Source organism: Arthrobacter sp. zg-Y238 (assembly GCF_024385525.1).
Taxonomy (GTDB): domain Bacteria; phylum Actinomycetota; class Actinomycetes; order Actinomycetales; family Micrococcaceae; genus Arthrobacter_B; species Arthrobacter_B jinronghuae.
The window spans coordinates 488,195-504,537 of sequence record NZ_JANFLU010000010.1; the positions used below are offsets into that span (position 1 = coordinate 488,195).

At 66.0% G+C, this 16,343-nt stretch carries 15 protein-coding genes; 5 read left to right on the forward strand and 10 right to left on the reverse strand.

Annotation, left to right across the window (positions count from 1 at the left end; translation table 11 throughout):
• Positions 1–149: 149 nt before the first annotated feature.
• Positions 150–1,166 (forward strand): zinc-binding dehydrogenase, encoded by a 1,017-nt coding sequence (locus tag NNX38_RS11280; RefSeq protein ID WP_255798071.1) that lies wholly within the window; start codon positions 150–152, stop codon positions 1,164–1,166.
• Positions 1,167–1,191: 25 nt separating this feature from the next.
• Here NNX38_RS11280 and NNX38_RS11285 read toward each other — a convergent pair whose 3' ends face one another.
• Both NNX38_RS11285 and NNX38_RS11290 read right to left on the reverse strand, forming a co-directional pair.
• Complete coding sequence (locus tag NNX38_RS11285; RefSeq protein ID WP_255798072.1) at positions 1,192–1,845, reverse strand: hypothetical protein; 654 nt, start codon at positions 1,843–1,845, stop codon at positions 1,192–1,194.
• Between the two features lie 134 nt (positions 1,846–1,979).
• Complete coding sequence (locus tag NNX38_RS11290; RefSeq protein WP_255798073.1) at positions 1,980–2,156, reverse strand: hypothetical protein; 177 nt, start codon at positions 2,154–2,156, stop codon at positions 1,980–1,982.
• A gap of 262 nt (positions 2,157–2,418) precedes the next feature.
• On the opposite strand from NNX38_RS11290, the gene NNX38_RS11295 reads away from it, so the two are divergent.
• Entirely contained in the window at positions 2,419–3,096 is a 678-nt protein-coding gene (locus NNX38_RS11295) for an alpha/beta family hydrolase (protein ID WP_255798074.1), read from the forward strand.
• Between the two features lie 212 nt (positions 3,097–3,308).
• Positions 3,309–3,995 (forward strand): alpha/beta hydrolase, encoded by a 687-nt coding sequence (locus NNX38_RS11300; protein ID WP_255798075.1) that lies wholly within the window; start codon positions 3,309–3,311, stop codon positions 3,993–3,995.
• Between the two features lie 83 nt (positions 3,996–4,078).
• Here NNX38_RS11300 and NNX38_RS11305 read toward each other — a convergent pair whose 3' ends face one another.
• The 7 genes from NNX38_RS11305 to NNX38_RS11335 form a co-directional block, all read right to left on the reverse strand.
• On the reverse strand, positions 4,079–5,923 hold the full coding sequence (locus NNX38_RS11305; RefSeq protein WP_255798076.1) for an HNH endonuclease signature motif containing protein: 1,845 nt from the start codon (positions 5,921–5,923) through the stop codon (positions 4,079–4,081).
• 434 nt (positions 5,924–6,357) lie between these two features.
• Positions 6,358–6,705, reverse strand: coding sequence for an SdpI family protein (locus NNX38_RS11310; RefSeq protein WP_255798077.1), 348 nt, complete (start codon positions 6,703–6,705; stop codon positions 6,358–6,360).
• Positions 6,706–6,741: 36 nt separating this feature from the next.
• Complete coding sequence (locus tag NNX38_RS11315) at positions 6,742–7,452, reverse strand: NUDIX hydrolase (RefSeq protein WP_255798078.1); 711 nt, start codon at positions 7,450–7,452, stop codon at positions 6,742–6,744.
• Positions 7,453–7,506: 54 nt separating this feature from the next.
• Positions 7,507–8,235, reverse strand: a complete 729-nt coding sequence (locus tag NNX38_RS11320) for an amino acid ABC transporter ATP-binding protein (RefSeq protein WP_255798079.1) — start codon at positions 8,233–8,235, stop codon at positions 7,507–7,509.
• Positions 8,232–9,692, reverse strand: coding sequence for an amino acid ABC transporter substrate-binding protein/permease (locus tag NNX38_RS11325; RefSeq protein ID WP_255798080.1), 1,461 nt, complete (start codon positions 9,690–9,692; stop codon positions 8,232–8,234). Before NNX38_RS11325 ends, NNX38_RS11320 begins: the two co-directional genes overlap by 4 nt.
• 110 nt (positions 9,693–9,802) lie before the next feature.
• Complete coding sequence (locus NNX38_RS11330) at positions 9,803–12,817, reverse strand: bifunctional [glutamine synthetase] adenylyltransferase/[glutamine synthetase]-adenylyl-L-tyrosine phosphorylase (protein WP_255798081.1); 3,015 nt, start codon at positions 12,815–12,817, stop codon at positions 9,803–9,805.
• Positions 12,818–12,833: 16 nt separating this feature from the next.
• Positions 12,834–14,174, reverse strand: coding sequence for a glutamine synthetase family protein (locus tag NNX38_RS11335; RefSeq protein WP_227922563.1), 1,341 nt, complete (start codon positions 14,172–14,174; stop codon positions 12,834–12,836).
• A gap of 151 nt (positions 14,175–14,325) precedes the next feature.
• Between NNX38_RS11335 and panB the strand changes: the two genes are divergently transcribed.
• Entirely contained in the window at positions 14,326–15,192 is an 867-nt protein-coding gene (gene panB / locus NNX38_RS11340) for a 3-methyl-2-oxobutanoate hydroxymethyltransferase (protein ID WP_255798082.1), read from the forward strand.
• Positions 15,193–15,204: 12 nt separating this feature from the next.
• On the opposite strand, the gene NNX38_RS11345 is transcribed toward panB, so the two are convergent.
• The gene (locus NNX38_RS11345; protein ID WP_370646426.1) at positions 15,205–15,396 is read right to left on the reverse strand and encodes an SPOR domain-containing protein; all 192 of its coding nucleotides are present in this window, start codon (positions 15,394–15,396) and stop codon (positions 15,205–15,207) included.
• 68 nt (positions 15,397–15,464) lie between these two features.
• On the opposite strand from NNX38_RS11345, the gene map reads away from it, so the two are divergent.
• Positions 15,465–16,343, forward strand: a complete 879-nt coding sequence (gene map / locus NNX38_RS11350) for a type I methionyl aminopeptidase (RefSeq protein WP_255798083.1) — start codon at positions 15,465–15,467, stop codon at positions 16,341–16,343.

Here is a 16,343-nt window from a genome sequence, read left to right on the forward strand (position 1 = left end):
GTAACTGCCTGCCTATGGAAGCGGGGTCCCAACATGATGGGACCCCGCTTTTTGCTGTGCAGGGCCGCTTTCGAAACCCTTCATCCCGGTTCGGCTCGCGTAGCATCGGGAGCGGGGAGATCCCCGTCATCACTAAGGAGAACACTGCTATGAAAGCTGTCTACGTCACCGGCCCGGACACCAACGAATGGGTTGAGGTTGAGCAGCCCACCATCGGGCCCAGCGACGTCCTGCTGAAGATGAAGGCCTGCGGGATCTGCGGATCAGACGCGTTTTACAGCCACATCGGCGGCATTCCGCCCCGTCAGGGTGCAACACCGCTGGGCCACGAACCGGCGGCCGAGGTGGCGGAAGTCGGCTCCGAGGTCGACGGCATCGCGGTAGGCGACCACGTGGTGATTGACACGATGGCTTTCACTGACGGGCTGCTCGGCAGCGGCGGTGCGCAGGGCGGGCTCTCGGAGTACGTGGTGGTTCACGACGCAGCCCTTGGCCGCCAGCTCAAAGTCATTCCCAAGGACATTCCGTGGGAAGTGGCCGCCCTGAACGAACCGATGGCCGTGGCCCTCCACGCCGTGAACCGCACCAATCCCAAGCCCGGTGACAAAGTGGTGATCTTCGGTGCCGGTCCCATCGGCCTCGGCGCCCTCCTCGGCTACCGACGCCGCGGTGTGGGCCACATCGTCGTCGTCGACGTCATCGCGTCCCGCCTTGAGAAGGCCCTCCAGATCGGCGCGGACGCCGTCATCAACTCCGCAGAAGAGGACCTTGCCGCCCGGCTCGTGGAGCTGCACGGTGACGGAGCAACCATGATGGTCCGCGGGGTCCGGTCAGGTACCGACATCTTCCTGGACGCGGCCGGCGCACCCGTCATCCCCGCTACCGTCGCCGGCCTCGCCAAGCAGGGAGCAGTGCTCGGCGTCGTGGCGGTCCATAAGAAGCCCGTCGAGCTCGACTTCGGCACGATCCTCACCACCGAACTCACCATCGTTTTTGCCATGGGCTATCCGACGGAGATCTTCGAAGTGACCGAGGACATCATCGAAAACTGGCAGAAGTACGCGCTGATCATCAGCGACACGCTGCCCTTCGATAAAGCATTGGACGCCCTCACGCTGGCACAGACCCCGGGTGCTGCCGACAAGGTGGTCGTGACCTTCGACTAGCGCCGCGTCCCGGTTTTCCCGGCGGCTACAGCGTCACGCCGTCGGGAAGGTCCGGTGCATCGAATTTCTGCCGGTCACACTCGGCCTTCAGCTGCGGGTAGGTGGCGGCAATCAGGTCCAGGATGCGGTTGCGGACCACCAGGTAAGCCTCCCCGACGCCCACCACGCCCTTGAATTCCTTGAGCTCCTCCTCGTAGGAAGTCTGCTGGTGGCGCAGGTAGTTCACGGTCAGCCGGTTTAGCCGCGACGGTGCCGTGGAGAGGCTGGCCGGGGACTGCTTGCCGCGGAGCCTGCCGTTGAAATGCTCGATCGCCTTGCGCTGCATGGTTTCCCACGGCTCGGGAACAATGCGCAGGTCCAGCGCTTCGGCGACGGCGACCGCTGCCTTCTTCTTCACCAGGGCACGTTCCCGGGCTGCCAGCTGACGGTTGCGGGAGGCCTCCCGGGCCTTTTGGTACTCCGGCGTGGCCTCGATGGCTTCGACGCGTTCCAGGGCGTAGAGCTTCATGGGGGCTGCCTTGCGGGAAAACGGGTTCCGTGCGGTCTGATCCGGTTCGGGCAGGAAGGTCTTGATCTGCCCGTCGGTCCAGCCCCGTTCCTTCTTCAGGTCATCGGCGATGAGCATGCCCTCGCTGTTTGCCGGTTTCGGACGCGGCGGGTGGTGTTTGCCTCTGGGCACGGTGCTCCCCGGATGTAGGAATGGTGTTTCTCCTATTCTAGGAGCCCGCTGTCCCCGGTCCTTCAAATGCAAAAACGCCGCCATTCCCGGGTGGGAACGACGGCGGAGACTTCTTCTGCGCTGTGCCTTGTGCGTTACGCGGTGGCCTCAGCGACGACCTGGCTCGCGGCCGGTTCTGCGTTCAGCATTGCGACCTCTGCTGCCGATACTCCCCCGGCAACCAGTGCGCATCCGGCCGCAATGGCCGTGATCTGTGCGGTGAATCGTGAAGTGGTGGTCCTGCTGCGTGTGACATTGACGTGCTTCAACATATAGCTGATGCTCCCTTCGAGAGGCATGGGGTAGCACTCCGGACACACTGAATCGATGTGCCGAAAAGCGGTGGCTTCTGCGCCGGAGTGGTGGTTTTGCGGTTCGTCGCCCAAGGCGGACCGCGGAATTCAGGAGAGGCTGCGCGTGCTGCACTTACTGGCTGCGCTTATGGGGCCTTCGGATCCTGTCCGCTTTCCAGTCTACTGGTATTACCTTCTGTGCTCAAGGTGCGAGGCCCGGGATGGCAGTACGTTTGAACACATGCAAGTTGATCATCTTGACCTGTCCATTCCCGTCGGCGAGGGGCACGTATCCGCCGTATTGTCCCGCCCCGACGGCGCGGACGTGACCGTCGTCGTCGCCCACGGAGCCGGAACCGGGATGGAGCACCCCTTCCTCACCGGGTTCACCGGCGCCCTGACCGACGGCGGCGCGGCCACCCTGCGCTTCAACTTTCCGTACCGCGAAGCCGGGAAGAAGTTTCCGGACCGGGCTCCCGTGGCCGTGGAAACGTGGAAGGCCGTTATGGCCACTGTGGCGGAGCGCGACGACGCCGGGCCGGTCTGGGCGTGCGGGAAGTCCTTCGGCGGCCGGATGGCGTCCATGTCGGTCGCGGAAGGCATGCCTGCGGCAGGCCTGGTGTATCTGGGCTACCCTTTGCATCCGCCCGGCAAGCCGGAGAAGCTGCGCGATGAGCATTTATACGGCCTGACCCTGCCGATGCTGTTCCTGCAAGGCACACGTGACACTTTCGCCCTGCCCGGCGAGCTGGAACCCGTGGCCCATCGGATTGGTCCGAACGCCCGGGTTGAACGGATTGAGGGCGGGAACCACTCCTTTGAGGTGCGCGGACAGAAGCGCACGCCTGACGTCATAGGTGCCGGACTCGCTGAGCCGGTCCTGCGGTTTATCCGGGACGCAGAAGCCGGGAGGAGTTGATGGCAAGCCTGCCGATGCAGCTTCTGGCACCGTTCTTACGGCTGACCAGGAAGCCGTTGACGGCCACGGTGGAACGTACGGAGGCGAGACTGGCGAAGGGGAGGCAGCCCGCCCCGCCTCCCCGAAGCCTGCTGCGGAAGTTCCGTGTGGAACAGAGGAGCGTCGAGGGGTTCTCCTGCTATTCGGTGATGCCAGGGGCCGGGGGCAGCTCCGTGCCCGGAACTGCCTCCTGCGCGGTGTTGTACCTGCACGGCGGTTCGTACATCAGCCCGATCAGCGCCTGGCACTGGCGGTTCATCGCCCGTCTGGCGGCAGCGGGCCACCGGGTGGAGGTTCCGCTCTACGGTCTGGCCCCGGAGTACAACCACCGGGACGCACCAGGACTGCTGGCGTCCGTGTACCGGCAGCTGCTTGAAGACTACGATCCCAGGGACGTGGCTTTTATGGGCGACTCAGCCGGTGGCGGACTGGCGCTGGCCTTTGCCGAGCAGCTAACGGAGTTGTCTCTGCCTCAACCGCGGCGTTTGGTTCTGCTGTCCCCGTGGGTGGACGTGGCGATGGAGAATCCGGAGCTTGCCGCGGTTGAAGCGGTGGATCCGTGGCTCAGCCGTGCCGGGCTGCGGGTTGCGGCGCGTGCCTGGGCTTCGGGTGACGCCCTGACGGATCCACGGGTCAGTCCCGTCAACGGCATGCTGTCGGGTCTGCCGCCGACGGACCTGTTTGTCGGAACCCATGACCTGCCCTATCCCGATGTGCTCCGGCTGGAAAGACTGCTGAAGTCGGCCGGAACCCCGGTTTCGCTGCAGGTCGCTGACGGCGGGGTCCATGTCTATCCCCTGCTTCCCGTGCCCGAGGGCAGGGCTGCGCGGAAGAGGATCCTGGAGCTGCTGCGGGCCTGATTACCGGAGCCGCGGGAGATACAGGGGCAGGATGTCGACGCCGGGACAGGAAAAGCGGGCCGTCGATTCGACCGTCGGTGCCGTCAGAAGGGCGGCATGTTCTCCTCTGGCTCCGGGCTCGGTCCGCCGGTTCCGACGGTTCCGCCGGTTCCAGACCATCTGGTCCCGGAAGAACCAAGTCCGTTGAAGTCCCTGCCGTGTAATTTCGCGTCCATTCGGTAGACCCGTCCCATCGGCGAAGTCCACTCGATGATGCCCGGCTCCGGTTGCCTTGCCTTCCACAACCCGACTGTCTTGAACCGGTGGTGCTCCTTGCATAGGTGGGCCAGGTTCCCGTGCTCGGTTGGCCCTCCAACGGCCCAGGGCAGGGTGTGGTCGAGTTCGCAGTTCTCTGCCGCCACGCTGCATCCCGGGAACCGGCAGGTCCCGTCACGGGCCTGCAGCCAGCGTTTGAGTGCGTGCGGAATCCTGCGCTGCCGGCCCACCGCCAGGATTTCTCCGTCGCCGCCCTGCAGCAAGCCGGTCCACCGGCCCATGTTCGCCAGCAGGTCCCGGGCGACCTCGGCACTGATCGGACCGTAGCCATTCAACTCCGCCGGCGCATCCGACAGCCCCAGCAGCGATTCGGCCGACACAATCACCATCACCTCCGCCCGTAATCCCCCGGCGGACCAGCCCTCCCCCGGCATGCCTGGCTCCTGCGGGGCATCGGAACCCGGGGTTGCGCCCACCCACGGTTCGCTTGTTCGCGAAGATGATTTCGGTCCGGTTCCCGCCCCTTCCGGCCTGTCTCGATCGCCCGGTTCACGTTTTACCGCGGTCGGTTCCGCAGCCGAGCGCATTCGCATCCCTAGGGTCGGTTCCGCCGCCGTGCCTGCCGCCGTGCCTGTCGGCATGCTCGGTTCCGCCGCCGTGCCTGTCGGCATGCCCGGTTCCGCCATGGAGCGTGTCGTCTGGCCGGTAAGCGCCGATACGAAGACATCGGCACGCAACTGATCCAATGTCCGGGAATCCCCTGCCTTCTGCTCGCCGCGGGCGCAGCCGGTCAAACCGTTGAAGATCCCGTGCGCCGCAGCAGCAGGCAGGAAAGCCGAAAGGACACCGATCCCGTCCGGCAGGTCCTCCACCCAGACCCGGCGATCCGACACGGCCGCCCGGTGGCGCTCCGGAATGGTCTGCGGGAACATCCCCTCCCTGATCCTGCGGGCCGTGCGGTCGAACTGCGGACCGGTCTTCCCCGGGGCCAGGGGCAACAGTCCGGCCTCCAGCACCCTGCTGTCCTCGAGGCGCAGGCCAGCGGTCTGGTCCACAACCGTACGGGCCCTGCGGTAATCGATGGCACCGTGTTCGAGGTCAGCCAAGGTCTCGGGGCATCTGGTGCACAACTGCTCCGAATCGGCGACCAGCCGCTGCGCGGTAACTCCGGGCAGGCACAGCAGGGCACCGACCTCCGCAGCGGTGGCCCTGAGCACCCACTCCCCGTCCCACTGTGCACCCCAGTCTCTGCCACGGGCACCACCCCGGCTGCAATCCCGGCCACCCGCCCGGTCGTTGCCGGTGGCGGCCGAAGCCGTATCGTTCGAGGCTTCCGCCGCAGGGTTCGCGTTAGAGGCAAAGTTAGCCTCGGTAGCCGTATCAGCTGCGTGGGCGCTGGCAGCCGGACCCGGAGTTGCCGCGTAGGGATCCGGACGTGGATATAGGTTCTGCGCAGTGAGTTCCTGCAGCCGGTACACGGTGCGTGCCTGTTGCGCCTGCACCCAGCAGACCACTGCGTTGAGACGCTCCAGAGTCTGCAGCGCCGCTTCCTGCCCCAGTTCCCCAGGCTCCTGGAGGGAGAGCATCCCCATCAACCCGGGCGGCAACACCGTGCCTGCAGCAGGAGCATCACCGGCGGACACGCAGAACACACCCGGCAGCGCCAATCCCATGTCCGCCTGGGGAGGTGTGCTGGTTGTCCATGCCCTGAATGGCTCCCGCGGCTCTTCAGCGCGGCCCCCGGCATTTCCGGTACCCGTGCTGTCCGAACGTGGATATGCCCCCGGATGACGAGCCGCTCGACTCCGGGAGCGAGAATTGCGGGCAGTGGCCTGTTCCATAAGCCAAGTCCACCAGCGCGGAGGCCTGCCCGGACCGGTGGGCCGGCACTATGTGGAAAACTGCTCTACGGCATCATGAGGGCCCAGCCTGTGGAGGAACTCTCTGCTCCTGGCTCACACCCGTCTGCAGCGACCAGGTTGAATAAGCCAAAACGCCGGACCTGCTCAGCCCTGCCACGGTGCCCGCTCGCAAGCGGCGGCTGCACAGCGTCGAAGTCCACCGTCCTCCAAGCAGGTCACGGCATCACCCTTCAGCGAGCCGGCCTCTAGTGTTGCTTCCCCGCAGGTTCAGAGCCACTCGCAGCAACAACCCGTCCCGCAGCACGGTTCGCCCGGGAGGCAGCCGCAAGAATCAACGCAAGTACTCCGAGGCTTCCCGTAATGGCAACGACGGCAAGCACTCCCTCGGTGCCGTCGAAGACCAGGGCGAGGATGCCCATGACCGCAAAAACGGCAGCTGCCGCGTGTATGAGTCCGCGCGCTGCCTCATGTCCCGCCCGCCAGGCCTCCGGCGAATCCGTCACGTATCCCGTTCGGATGCCAATCAGGCCGTTGACGCCAACCTTCCCCCGGGCGGTGGCTTCAGCCGCCCAGGACAGGCCGAGTCCGCACATTAGCATCACTATTCCCGTAAACCCCATGGCTACAGGCTACCGGGTCCGCTCGTAGCGCCAGGAGGTCTTGTCCATTACGAGCCGGTGCCGCGCCGGCGGAGAAGGATCCGACGTCGGCGCAGAAGATCCACCGACAGCCGCGCCGGAAGCGCCGCCCGCGCCGTCGTACTCATCGTCGCCCGCCCAGGCCAAAACCGTCGCGGGCTCGTATCCGGAGAGGGGACGGGTCCGGAAGGTTTCCGGTTCAGCACCCGCAATCCGGGCCAGGGCGGCAGCCGCGGAGGTATCGGTGGTCAGGGAGTGCAGGGTGACCCAGGTCGGCGCAACGAGCTGCATCAGCCCGTTGCGGTGCCGGTCCAGTGCCTCCGCCGGCAGGAGCCACAGGTGGTTGAGCAGCTCCCCCGGGTTGAGCCGGATATTCCCGTCTGGAGCCTCCGCCGCAAAGAACCAGGTCTGGTAGCGCCGGGGAATGTTCTCCGGAGGGATCCAGCAGGAAAGCGGCACCAGGTCCGCGGCAGGAAGGACCAGCCCGGTCTCTTCGGCGGTTTCGCGTACTCCGGCCCGCAGAGCGGCCGCTGCTTCGGGCTCTCCCTCAACGCGGTCTTCCGGGTCCACCCGGCCGCCGGGAAACACCCAGGCACCGCCGAAGGAGCCCGCAGTCGGCCGCTCGAGCAGCAGCACTTCGGGGCCGGCGTCGGAATCCCGAAGGAGTACGACAGTGGCCGCCGTACCGGTTAGTTCGCTCATTCAGAAGAGCATAACGAATACCGGCGGCGGCCACCGTAAAAAGCGTCCGGAGCGCTAGAGCACCTTGGCCAGGAAGTCCTGAAGCCGCGGAGCCTGCGGGTTGCCGAAGAGCAGTTCAGGGGTGTTCTCTTCGACGATGTAGCCGTCCGCCATGAAGATCACGCGGTCGGCCACTTCGCGGGCGAAGCCCATTTCGTGGGTGACAACAACCATGGTCATGCCTTCCCGGGCCAGGTCACGGATGACCTGCAGCACTTCGCCCACCATTTCCGGGTCGAGGGCAGAGGTGGCCTCGTCGAAGAGCATGATGTCGGGCTGCATGGCCAGCGCACGGGCAATAGCCACACGCTGCTTCTGGCCGCCGGAAAGCTGAGCGGGACGCGCGTCGGCCTTGTCTGCCAGCCCAACCCGGTCCAGCAGTGCCAGCGCGGTCTTGCGGACCTCGGCCTTCGGTGCCTTCTTCAGCTGCACCGGAGCCAGCATGATGTTGTCCAGCACGCTCATGTGCGGGAACAGGTTGAAGTGCTGGAAGACCATGCCGATGTGCTGGCGCACCTCGTTCAGGTTCACCTTCGGATCGGTGAGGTCGAAACCGTCAACCATGACGGTGCCGCCGGTGATGTCTTCGAGCTTGTTCAGGCAGCGCAGGAACGTGGACTTGCCGGAGCCGGAGGGGCCGATCACGCAGACCACTTCGCCCTCGGCCACGCTGACGTCCAGGCCCTTGAGGACCTCGTTGGATCCGTAGGACTTCCGCAGTCCGATGGTTTGGATCTTGCTCACTTGTTAAACCTCTTATCCAGGACGTCCGCCAACTTGGTCAGCAGCGTAATGACGATGAAGTACAGGGCAGCCACGATGATCAGGACCTCCGCGGTACGGAAGTTCACCGCGTAGATCTGCTGGCCCTGGTACGTCAGCTCCGCAAAGCCGATGACGGCAAGCAGGGAGGTGTCCTTCAAGGTGATGACGAACTGGTTGATGAAGGAAGGCGTCATGATCTTGATGGCCTGGGGAATGATGACCTTCTGCATGGTCTTCCCGTAGCCCAGTCCGAGGCTGCGTGCTGCTTCCATCTGGCCGGGATCCACGGACTGGATGCCGCCGCGGACAATCTCGGTCATGTAGGCGCCGGCGTTCAGGCTCAGCGTCAGCACACCGGCCGTCAGCACGTCCACCGGCTGGCCGATGATCTGCGGCAGGCCGAAGTAGAAGAAGAAGGCCTGGACCAGCACCGGGGTGCCGCGGAAGATGCTCACGTACACGGTGGCGATGCCGCGCAGGATCTTTGACGAGCCGACCTTCAGGAAGCCGAAGAACACGCCCAGGACGAGCGCGAAGAGCAACGACAGTGCGGTTGCCAGCAGGGTCAGGCCCATGCCCTTGGCGAAGGCCGGGCCGTTGTCCGTGATGAGGGACCAGAAGCTTGAGTCCTTGGCGCCGGCTTCCAGGTAGGTATCCAGGATTTCGTCGTATTCGCCGCTTTCCTTCAGGTCGGCGAGGCCGGCGTTGAAGGCGGTGAGGAGTTCGGGGTTGGCACCCTTGTTCACGGCGAAACCGTACGAGCTGCCGGCTTCCTTCTCGGTGACAGTCTTCAGGCCGTTGCCGGAGGCCACACCGTAGGCAAGCACGGGGTAATCATCAAACACGGCCACGGAGCCGCCGGCCTTGACGTCGTCGTACATCTGGGCGGACTGCGCGAACGCAACCACCTCAAAGCCGTACTCGTCCTTGATGGACTCGGCGAACGTCTGACCTTCGGTCCCGGTCTTGACCGCTACGCGCTTTCCGCGCAGATCCTCGTACCCGGCGACGTCGTCGTTGTTCTCGGCGACGGCCATCTGGATGCCGGACTCGAAGTACGGATCCGAGAAGTCGAAGACCTGCCGGCGCTCGTCGGTGATGGACATGCCGGCAATGACGCCGTCCACCTGGTTGGACTGCAGCGACTGCAGTGCCGCATCAAAGCCGAGGGACTGGATTTCGACATTGAAACCCTCCTCCTCGGCGATCGCGTTGAGAAGGTCCATGTCGATACCGACCAGTTCGCCGTCTTGACGGAATTCGAACGGTGCGAAGGTGGTATCGGTGCCGATGACGAAGGTCTCGCCCTCGACGCCGTCCGCTGCAAAGGCTCCGGCCGCAGGTATCCCCAGCAACAAAGCCAGGGTTGCGAGGAAGGTGGTCAGCGGTACGGCCAGTTTAGCCGGGCCCTTTAAGGCCCGTTTGCCACTAAGCAAAGTAAACGTCTCCTAGCTCTTTCACTGCGGCCCACGCCGCAAATGCCCTCATAGAGCGTACCTAGAGCAGTGGCAATGCAACGAACTGGAAGGGCCTCCAGGAGCGTGACCTAGGTCCCGTATCCGTAGAAATACCGTTCGAAAACGGCCCGGGCATGCCGGGTGAGCTTGAGGTAGTCCTCCTCCAGGACCCCGCCCTGGCCTGCGCCGTAACCGCACCAGCGGGCCACGGCATCCAGTTCGCGCCGGGAGGACGGCAGCACGTCGGGGTTCCGTCCGCCGCGGATAACATTTGCGCTTCGGACCCGGCTGGCGAGCAGCCAGGCCTGGCGGAGGGTGTCGACGTCGACGGCGGGAAGCAGCTCCGCCGCCTCAATCGCGTCCAGGGCGGGCAGGGTCGCCGTCGTCCGCAGCTCCGGCACGCGGTGCGCGTGCTGCAGCTGGAGCAGCTGGACCTGCCACTCAACGTCGCTGAGGCTGCCGCGTCCGAGTTTGAGCTGGCGGGAGGGATCGGCCCCCCGGGGCAGCCGTTCGGCTTCCACCCTGGCCTTGATCCGGCGGATTTCCCGCACGTCCTTGACCGTGACCTCCTCCGGGTAGCGGACCGGATCGATCAGCGCCATGAAGTCCTCGGCCAGGGCGTCGCTGCCGGCCATCGGGCGCGCCCGGAGCAGCGCCTGCGCTTCCCAGATCACGGACCAGCGCTCGTAGTAGCCACGGTAGGATTCCAGGCTGCGCACCAGCGGCCCCTGCCGGCCCTCGGGGCGCAGTCCGGCGTCGAGGACCAGGGGGCGTTCGGCCTGGACGGCCGGGCTGCAGGGCTGCTGCAGGAATGTGGAGATCTGCGAGACGACCTTCTCCGCCTGCGCCTGCGCTGCGGCCGGGTCGACGCCGGGCAGCGGGCGGTGCACGTACATCACGTCGGCGTCGGAACCGTAGCCGATCTCCCGTCCGCCCTGCCGGCCCATCGCTACCACCAGCAGATCGGTGAGCTTCTCGCTGCTGTCGAACACCTCCGACTCCGCCACATGCAGGGCTCCCAGCACAGCGGCACGGTCGGCGTCGGCCAGGGCACGGCCGACGTCCTGCTGGCTGACCAGGCCTGCGCTGTCGGCGATGGCAATGCGCAGCATTTCCCGCCGGCGGATCAGCCGGATCAGCCGCATGGCCTCCGCAGGGCGGGGATGGCGGGACATCTTTGACTGGATTTCCTGCCACTGCGCGTCAAAGGACGCCGGCACCAGGTCCTTGTCGGAGGCCAGCCAGGAGGTGGATTCCGGCGAAACCTCCAGCAGGTCGGTAATGAACCGGCTCGAGGAGAGGATGGAGCACAGCCGCTCCCCCGCGGCCGAAGAGTCGCGCAGCATGCCCAGGTACCAATGCGTATCGCCCAGGTTTTCACTGAGCCGCCGGAAACCCAGCAGGCCCGCGTCAGGGTCCACGCCGTCGGCCAGCCACGCCAGCAGCACCGGAAGGAGCTGCCGCTGCAGCGCGGCACGGCGGCTGACTCCCACGGTCAGTGCCTCGATGTGGCGCATGGCGCCGCGGGGATCTGCGTAACCCAGGGCGGCCAGGCGGGCCTGGGCTGCCTCGGGTGTCAGCCGGACCTCGTCCGCACTCAGGTTCGCCGCGGTGCTCAGCAGCGGGCGGTAGAAGATGCTCTCATGCAGCCGCCGCACCAGGCGCTTGCGGCGCTGCCACTGCTCCTGCAGGCGTTCGGCGCTGGGCCGCTCCGGGGAAAGGGAACCGGCGCTGGACTTGGCGAGGGCACGCAGCGCGGCCTCACTCTCGGGCATCAGGTGGGTCCGGCGCATGTGCACCATTTGGATGCGGTGCTCAAGCACACGCAGGTAGCGGTAGGACTCGTCCAGTTCCCGGGCATCGGTACGCCCGATGTACCCGGCATCGCTGAGCGCGGCAATCGCAGCGGTTGTGGTGCGCACCCGGAGGGATTCATCGACCCGGCCGTGCACCAGCTGCAGCAGCTGGACGGTGAATTCGACGTCGCGCAGTCCGCCGCTGCCCAGCTTCAGCTGCCGCGCCTCTTCATGGGCGGGAATGTTGTCGGTGACCCGGCGGCGCATGGCCTGCACCGATTCGACGAATCCGTCCCGCTCGGAACTGCTCCAGATCAAGGGGGCGACGGCTTCTTCGTAGCGCCGGCCCAGGTCCCTGTCCCCTGCCATGGCGCGGGCCTTCAGGAGCGCCTGGAACTCCCAGCTGTGTGCCCAGCGCTGGTAATAGTTCAGATGCGACTCCAGCGTGCGCACCAGCGGGCCGTCCTTGCCCTCGGGACGCAGGTTGGTGTCCACCTCCCAAAGCGGGGGCTCCGGTGCCGAGGCGTTGATGGCGCGGGAAATCCCGGCGGCCAGCGCCGTGCCGATGGCGGAGGCCCGCTCCTCCGGCAGCCCGGAGGCCTCAATCACGTAGATGACGTCGACGTCGGAGATGTAGTTCAGTTCCCGCGCGCCGGCCTTGCCCATCCCGATGACGGCCAGGCGTACAGCGGAGATCTCTTCGGCCGGGTAGCTCGCCGCCAGCTCCGCCCGGGAGACCGCCAACGCGGCTTCCAGGGCCGCGCCGGCCAGGTCCGCGAGCTCGCGTCCGGCCGCAGGCAGGAAGTCAGTGGGCGACGCCGCACCGAGGTCCCGCACGGCAAGGTCCAGCAGGTGCCGCCGGTACCGGGACCGCAGCGCCACATAGGCGCCCGTGCCCGTCAGGCCGGCCACGGGCGCTGCGCCGCTGCCCGCATGTACGGCGTCCAGCAGCGAGGCCCGCAGGGTGGGTTCATCCGTGCTGCCGGGTTCGGCACGCAGCTCGCGGTGCAGCACACCGACATCCCCGGGATGCCGCATCAGGAACTCCGCCAAGGCATCGGAGGCCCCCAGGAGCCGGAACAGGGCTTCGCTCCGCTCGGCGCCGCCGTTGACCAGTTCCACCAGCTCCGGGGCACGCCCGATCAGCCGAACCAGCGACTGCAGTGCCAGGTCCGGATCCGCCGAGCAGTTGAAGCCCGCGAACAGCGCGTCCTCATCGATGCCCTCGAGTTCCGAAGCCGCCAGGAACCGCGTGCTTTTTTCGAGGTCGCGGAAACCCGTGGCGATCAGCCGTCGAGTCAGGCTCATCGGTGCCGGCCCTTTCCTAGAGGATGCCCAGGTTCTTCTGCAGTTCGAACCTGGTCACCTGCTGGCGGTATTCGTTCCAGTCCGCACGCTTGTTCCGCAGGAAGTTCTCGAACACCTGCTCGCCCAGGATGTCGGCCACGAGCTCGGACTCCTCCATAACGCGCACGGCGTCATGCAGGGACGCCGGCAGCGGGTCGTGGCCCATGGCCCTGCGTTCGGCGGCGCTCAGGCTCTCGATGTCGTCTTCGGCGCCCGGGGGCAGGTCGTAGCCCTCTTCAATGCCCTTCAGGCCGGCCCCGAGCAGCACGGCGTAGGACAGGTACGGGTTGGCTGCTGCGTCGATGCCGCGGTACTCGATCCGGGCGGACTGGCCCTTGTTCGGCTTGTACAACGGCACCCGCAGCAGCGCGGACCGGTTGTTGTGGCCCCAGGACAGGTAGCTGGGGGCTTCGCCGCCGCCCCAAAGCCGCTTGTAGGAGTTCACGAACTGGTTGGTGACGGCCGTGAATTCCGGGGCGTGCCGCAGGATGCCCGCCATGAACTGGCGTGCGGTGGTGGAGAGCTGGAACTCGGCACCGGCCTGGAAGAAGGCGTTGCTGTCGCCCTCAAAGAGGGAGAAGTGGGTGTGCATGCCGGAACCGGGGTGGTGCGAGAAGGGTTTGGGCATGAAGCTCGCGTAGCAGTTGGTCATCAACGCGACTTCCTTCACCACTGTGCGGAAGGTCATGATGTTGTCCGCGGTCTGCAGGGCGTCGGCATAGCGCAGGTCGATCTCGTTCTGACCCGGCCCGGCCTCGTGGTGGCTGAACTCCACGGAGATGCCCACTGCCTCGAGCATGGACACGGCGGTGCGGCGGAAGTCCTGCGCGACGCCGCCGGGGACGTGGTCGAAGTAGCCGGCCTGGTCCACGGGAACGGGCTGGCCGTCTTCGCCGAGTTCATCGGACTTCAGCAGGTAGAACTCGATCTCGGGGTGGGTGTAGCAGGTGAAGCCCATGTCCGCGGCCTTCGCCAGCTGGCGCTTGAGCACGTTCCGGGGATCGGCAGCGGACGGCTGGCCGTCCGGGGTGAGGATGTCGCAGAACATCCGTGAGGTCTGCTCCTCGTCGCCGCGCCAGGGCAGGATCTGGAAGGTGGAGGGATCCGGCTGGGCCAGCAGGTCCGACTCGAAGATCCGGGCCAGGCCCTCGACCGAGGAACCGTCAAAGCCCAGGCCCTCTTCAAAGGCGCCTTCCACTTCCGCCGGTGCCAGCGCCACGGACTTCAGCTGGCCGACGACGTCGGTAAACCACAACCGCACAAACCGGACATCGCGCTCCTCGATGGTGCGCAGAACGAATTCCTGCTGGCGGTTCATCCTTACCTTCTTTCCTCTTCACGGCTCAGAGACATGTGAAACCTTCTTCACTCTACCTACGTGTGCGGGATTTGGTCGGCAGCCCGCGGGGATCCCCTCAACCAACCGGCCCGGCGGGTCCCCGCGGTCCGTTGTTTAGTAGGCTCGAAGCATGACCAGTGCCGAACAGCCCTCCCCGTACGCCGCCAATCCCGCGGACCCTTCCGCTCCTGGCGCACCGGCGCTGAAGAAAATCCGCATCTCGCATCTGCAGCAGTTGAAAGACAACGGCGGCCGGTTCGCCATGCTGACCGCCTATGACCAGTACGCCGCCGGCATTTTCGACGAAGCCGGCATCGAGGTGCTGCTGGTGGGCGATTCGGCCGCGAACAATGTGATGGGCCATGCCACCACCCTGCCCATCACCATGGACGAGATGATCGTCTTCGCCCGGTCCGTTACCGCCGGAGCCAGCCATTCGCTGGTGGTCTGCGACCTTCCCTTCGGCTCCTACGAGGTTTCCCCCGCCCAGGCCATCGAGTCCTCGGTGCGGCTCATGAAGGAAGGCCTGGTCCATGCGGTGAAGATGGAAGGCGGACGGCACTACGTTGAGCATGTCCGTGCCATGACGGCGGCAGGTATTCCGGTCATGGCCCATGTGGGCTTCACTCCGCAGGCCGAACACGCGCTCGGCGGCTACAAGGTGCAGGGCCGCGGCGATGCGGGAGCCGCGGTGGTGCAGGACGCCGTCGCCCTCGCGGAGGCCGGGGCGTTCTGCGTGTTGATGGAAATGGTGCCCGCCGACGTCGCCGCGGAGGTCGACGCCGCGGTGCGGGTACCGACCATCGGGATCGGCGCGGGTAACGCCACGACCGGACAGGTGCTGGTCTGGCAGGACATGGCCGGACTGCGCGGCGGAAAGCAGCCGCGTTTCGTCAAGACGTTCGCGGACCTGCGGACCGAACTGTCCCGGGCGGCGAAGGAATACGCCGATGAGGTACGCAGCGGTTCCTTCCCCGGCCCGGAGCACAGCTTCTAGGGAACACAGCTTCTAGTCTTCGTCGGCGTCCCAGGCCTTGTTCCGCGCCTGCACCTTCTGCAGCGCGAGCTCGGCTTCCTCGCGGGTGGGGTACGGCCCCAGCAGCTTGGTCCAGTCCGACTGCGGGCCCTCCTCCACCTCGTGGGTCACTACGTTGAACCAGTAATCGGCCATGGGGTCCTCCTGTTGACGTGCTGTTGCCATTGGCGTGCCGTGCCTCTGCCGGACGGTCTCGTCCCACCTTCGGGCACGCTGGCGATAAGATCGATGGTATGCCCCAGAAACTCGCCTCTGCACCCGCTGGACACCTGACACCGGGGAGCGTGAGCCCCCGGCTGCGGGTTCCGGCATCCATCCCCCGCCCCGAATACGTGGACAGGGAAGCGCCCGCACCGTTCACCGGCTCCGAGGTCAAGTCTGCGGAAACCATCGAGAAGATCCGGATTGCCAGCAGGATTGCCGCGCAGGCCATCGTTGAGGTGGGCCGGCACATTGCTCCCGGCGTCACCACCGACGAACTGGACCGGATCGGGCACCAGTTCCTGCTGGACTCCAACGCCTACCCCTCCACGCTGGGCTACCGCGGCTTCCCGAAGTCCCTGTGCTCCTCCGTGAACGAAGTCATCTGCCACGGCATTCCGGACACCACGGTGCTGCAGGACGGCGACATCATCAACATCGACATCACCGCCTACATCAACGGCGTCCACGGCGACACCAACTGGACCTTCCTCGTCGGAGACGTCGACGACGAGTCCCGGCTGCTCGTGGAACGCACCCAGGAATCCCTGCGCCGTGCCATCAAGGCCGTGGCTCCGGGCCGGGAGATCAATGTCATTGGCCGAACCATCGAGTCCTATGCCAAGCGGTTCGGGTACGGCGTTGTCCGTGACTTCACCGGCCACGGCGTCGGCGAAGCCTTCCACACCGGCCTGATCATTCCGCACTACGACGCCGCGCCCGCCTACAGCAGGCTGATTGAACCGGGAATGGTGTTTACGATTGAACCTATGCTCACTCTCGGCACTATCGAGTGGGACATGTGGGATGACAACTGGACAGTCCTCACCAAGGACCGCAAACGCACCGCGCAGTTCGAGCACACCCTGCTCGTTACTGATGACGGAGCCGAAGTTCTGACCCTTCCCTGA

Coding starts and splice junctions, on each gene's coding strand:
- NNX38_RS11335 (WP_227922563.1), bottom strand. CDS start 14,174: ATGAACCGCCAGCAGGAATTCGTTCTGCGCACCATCGAGGAGCGCGAT.
- NNX38_RS11290 (WP_255798073.1), bottom strand. CDS start 2,156: ATGTTGAAGCACGTCAATGTCACACGCAGCAGGACCACCACTTCACGA.
- NNX38_RS11280 (WP_255798071.1), top strand. CDS start 150: ATGAAAGCTGTCTACGTCACCGGCCCGGACACCAACGAATGGGTTGAG.
- NNX38_RS11305 (WP_255798076.1), bottom strand. CDS start 5,923: ATGGGATTGGCGCTGCCGGGTGTGTTCTGCGTGTCCGCCGGTGATGCT.
- map (WP_255798083.1), top strand. CDS start 15,465: ATGCCCCAGAAACTCGCCTCTGCACCCGCTGGACACCTGACACCGGGG.
- NNX38_RS11315 (WP_255798078.1), bottom strand. CDS start 7,452: ATGAGCGAACTAACCGGTACGGCGGCCACTGTCGTACTCCTTCGGGAT.
- panB (WP_255798082.1), top strand. CDS start 14,326: ATGACCAGTGCCGAACAGCCCTCCCCGTACGCCGCCAATCCCGCGGAC.
- NNX38_RS11310 (WP_255798077.1), bottom strand. CDS start 6,705: ATGTGCGGACTCGGCCTGTCCTGGGCGGCTGAAGCCACCGCCCGGGGG.
- NNX38_RS11345 (WP_370646426.1), bottom strand. CDS start 15,396: ATGGCAACAGCACGTCAACAGGAGGACCCCATGGCCGATTACTGGTTC.
- NNX38_RS11295 (WP_255798074.1), top strand. CDS start 2,419: ATGCAAGTTGATCATCTTGACCTGTCCATTCCCGTCGGCGAGGGGCAC.
- NNX38_RS11330 (WP_255798081.1), bottom strand. CDS start 12,817: ATGAGCCTGACTCGACGGCTGATCGCCACGGGTTTCCGCGACCTCGAA.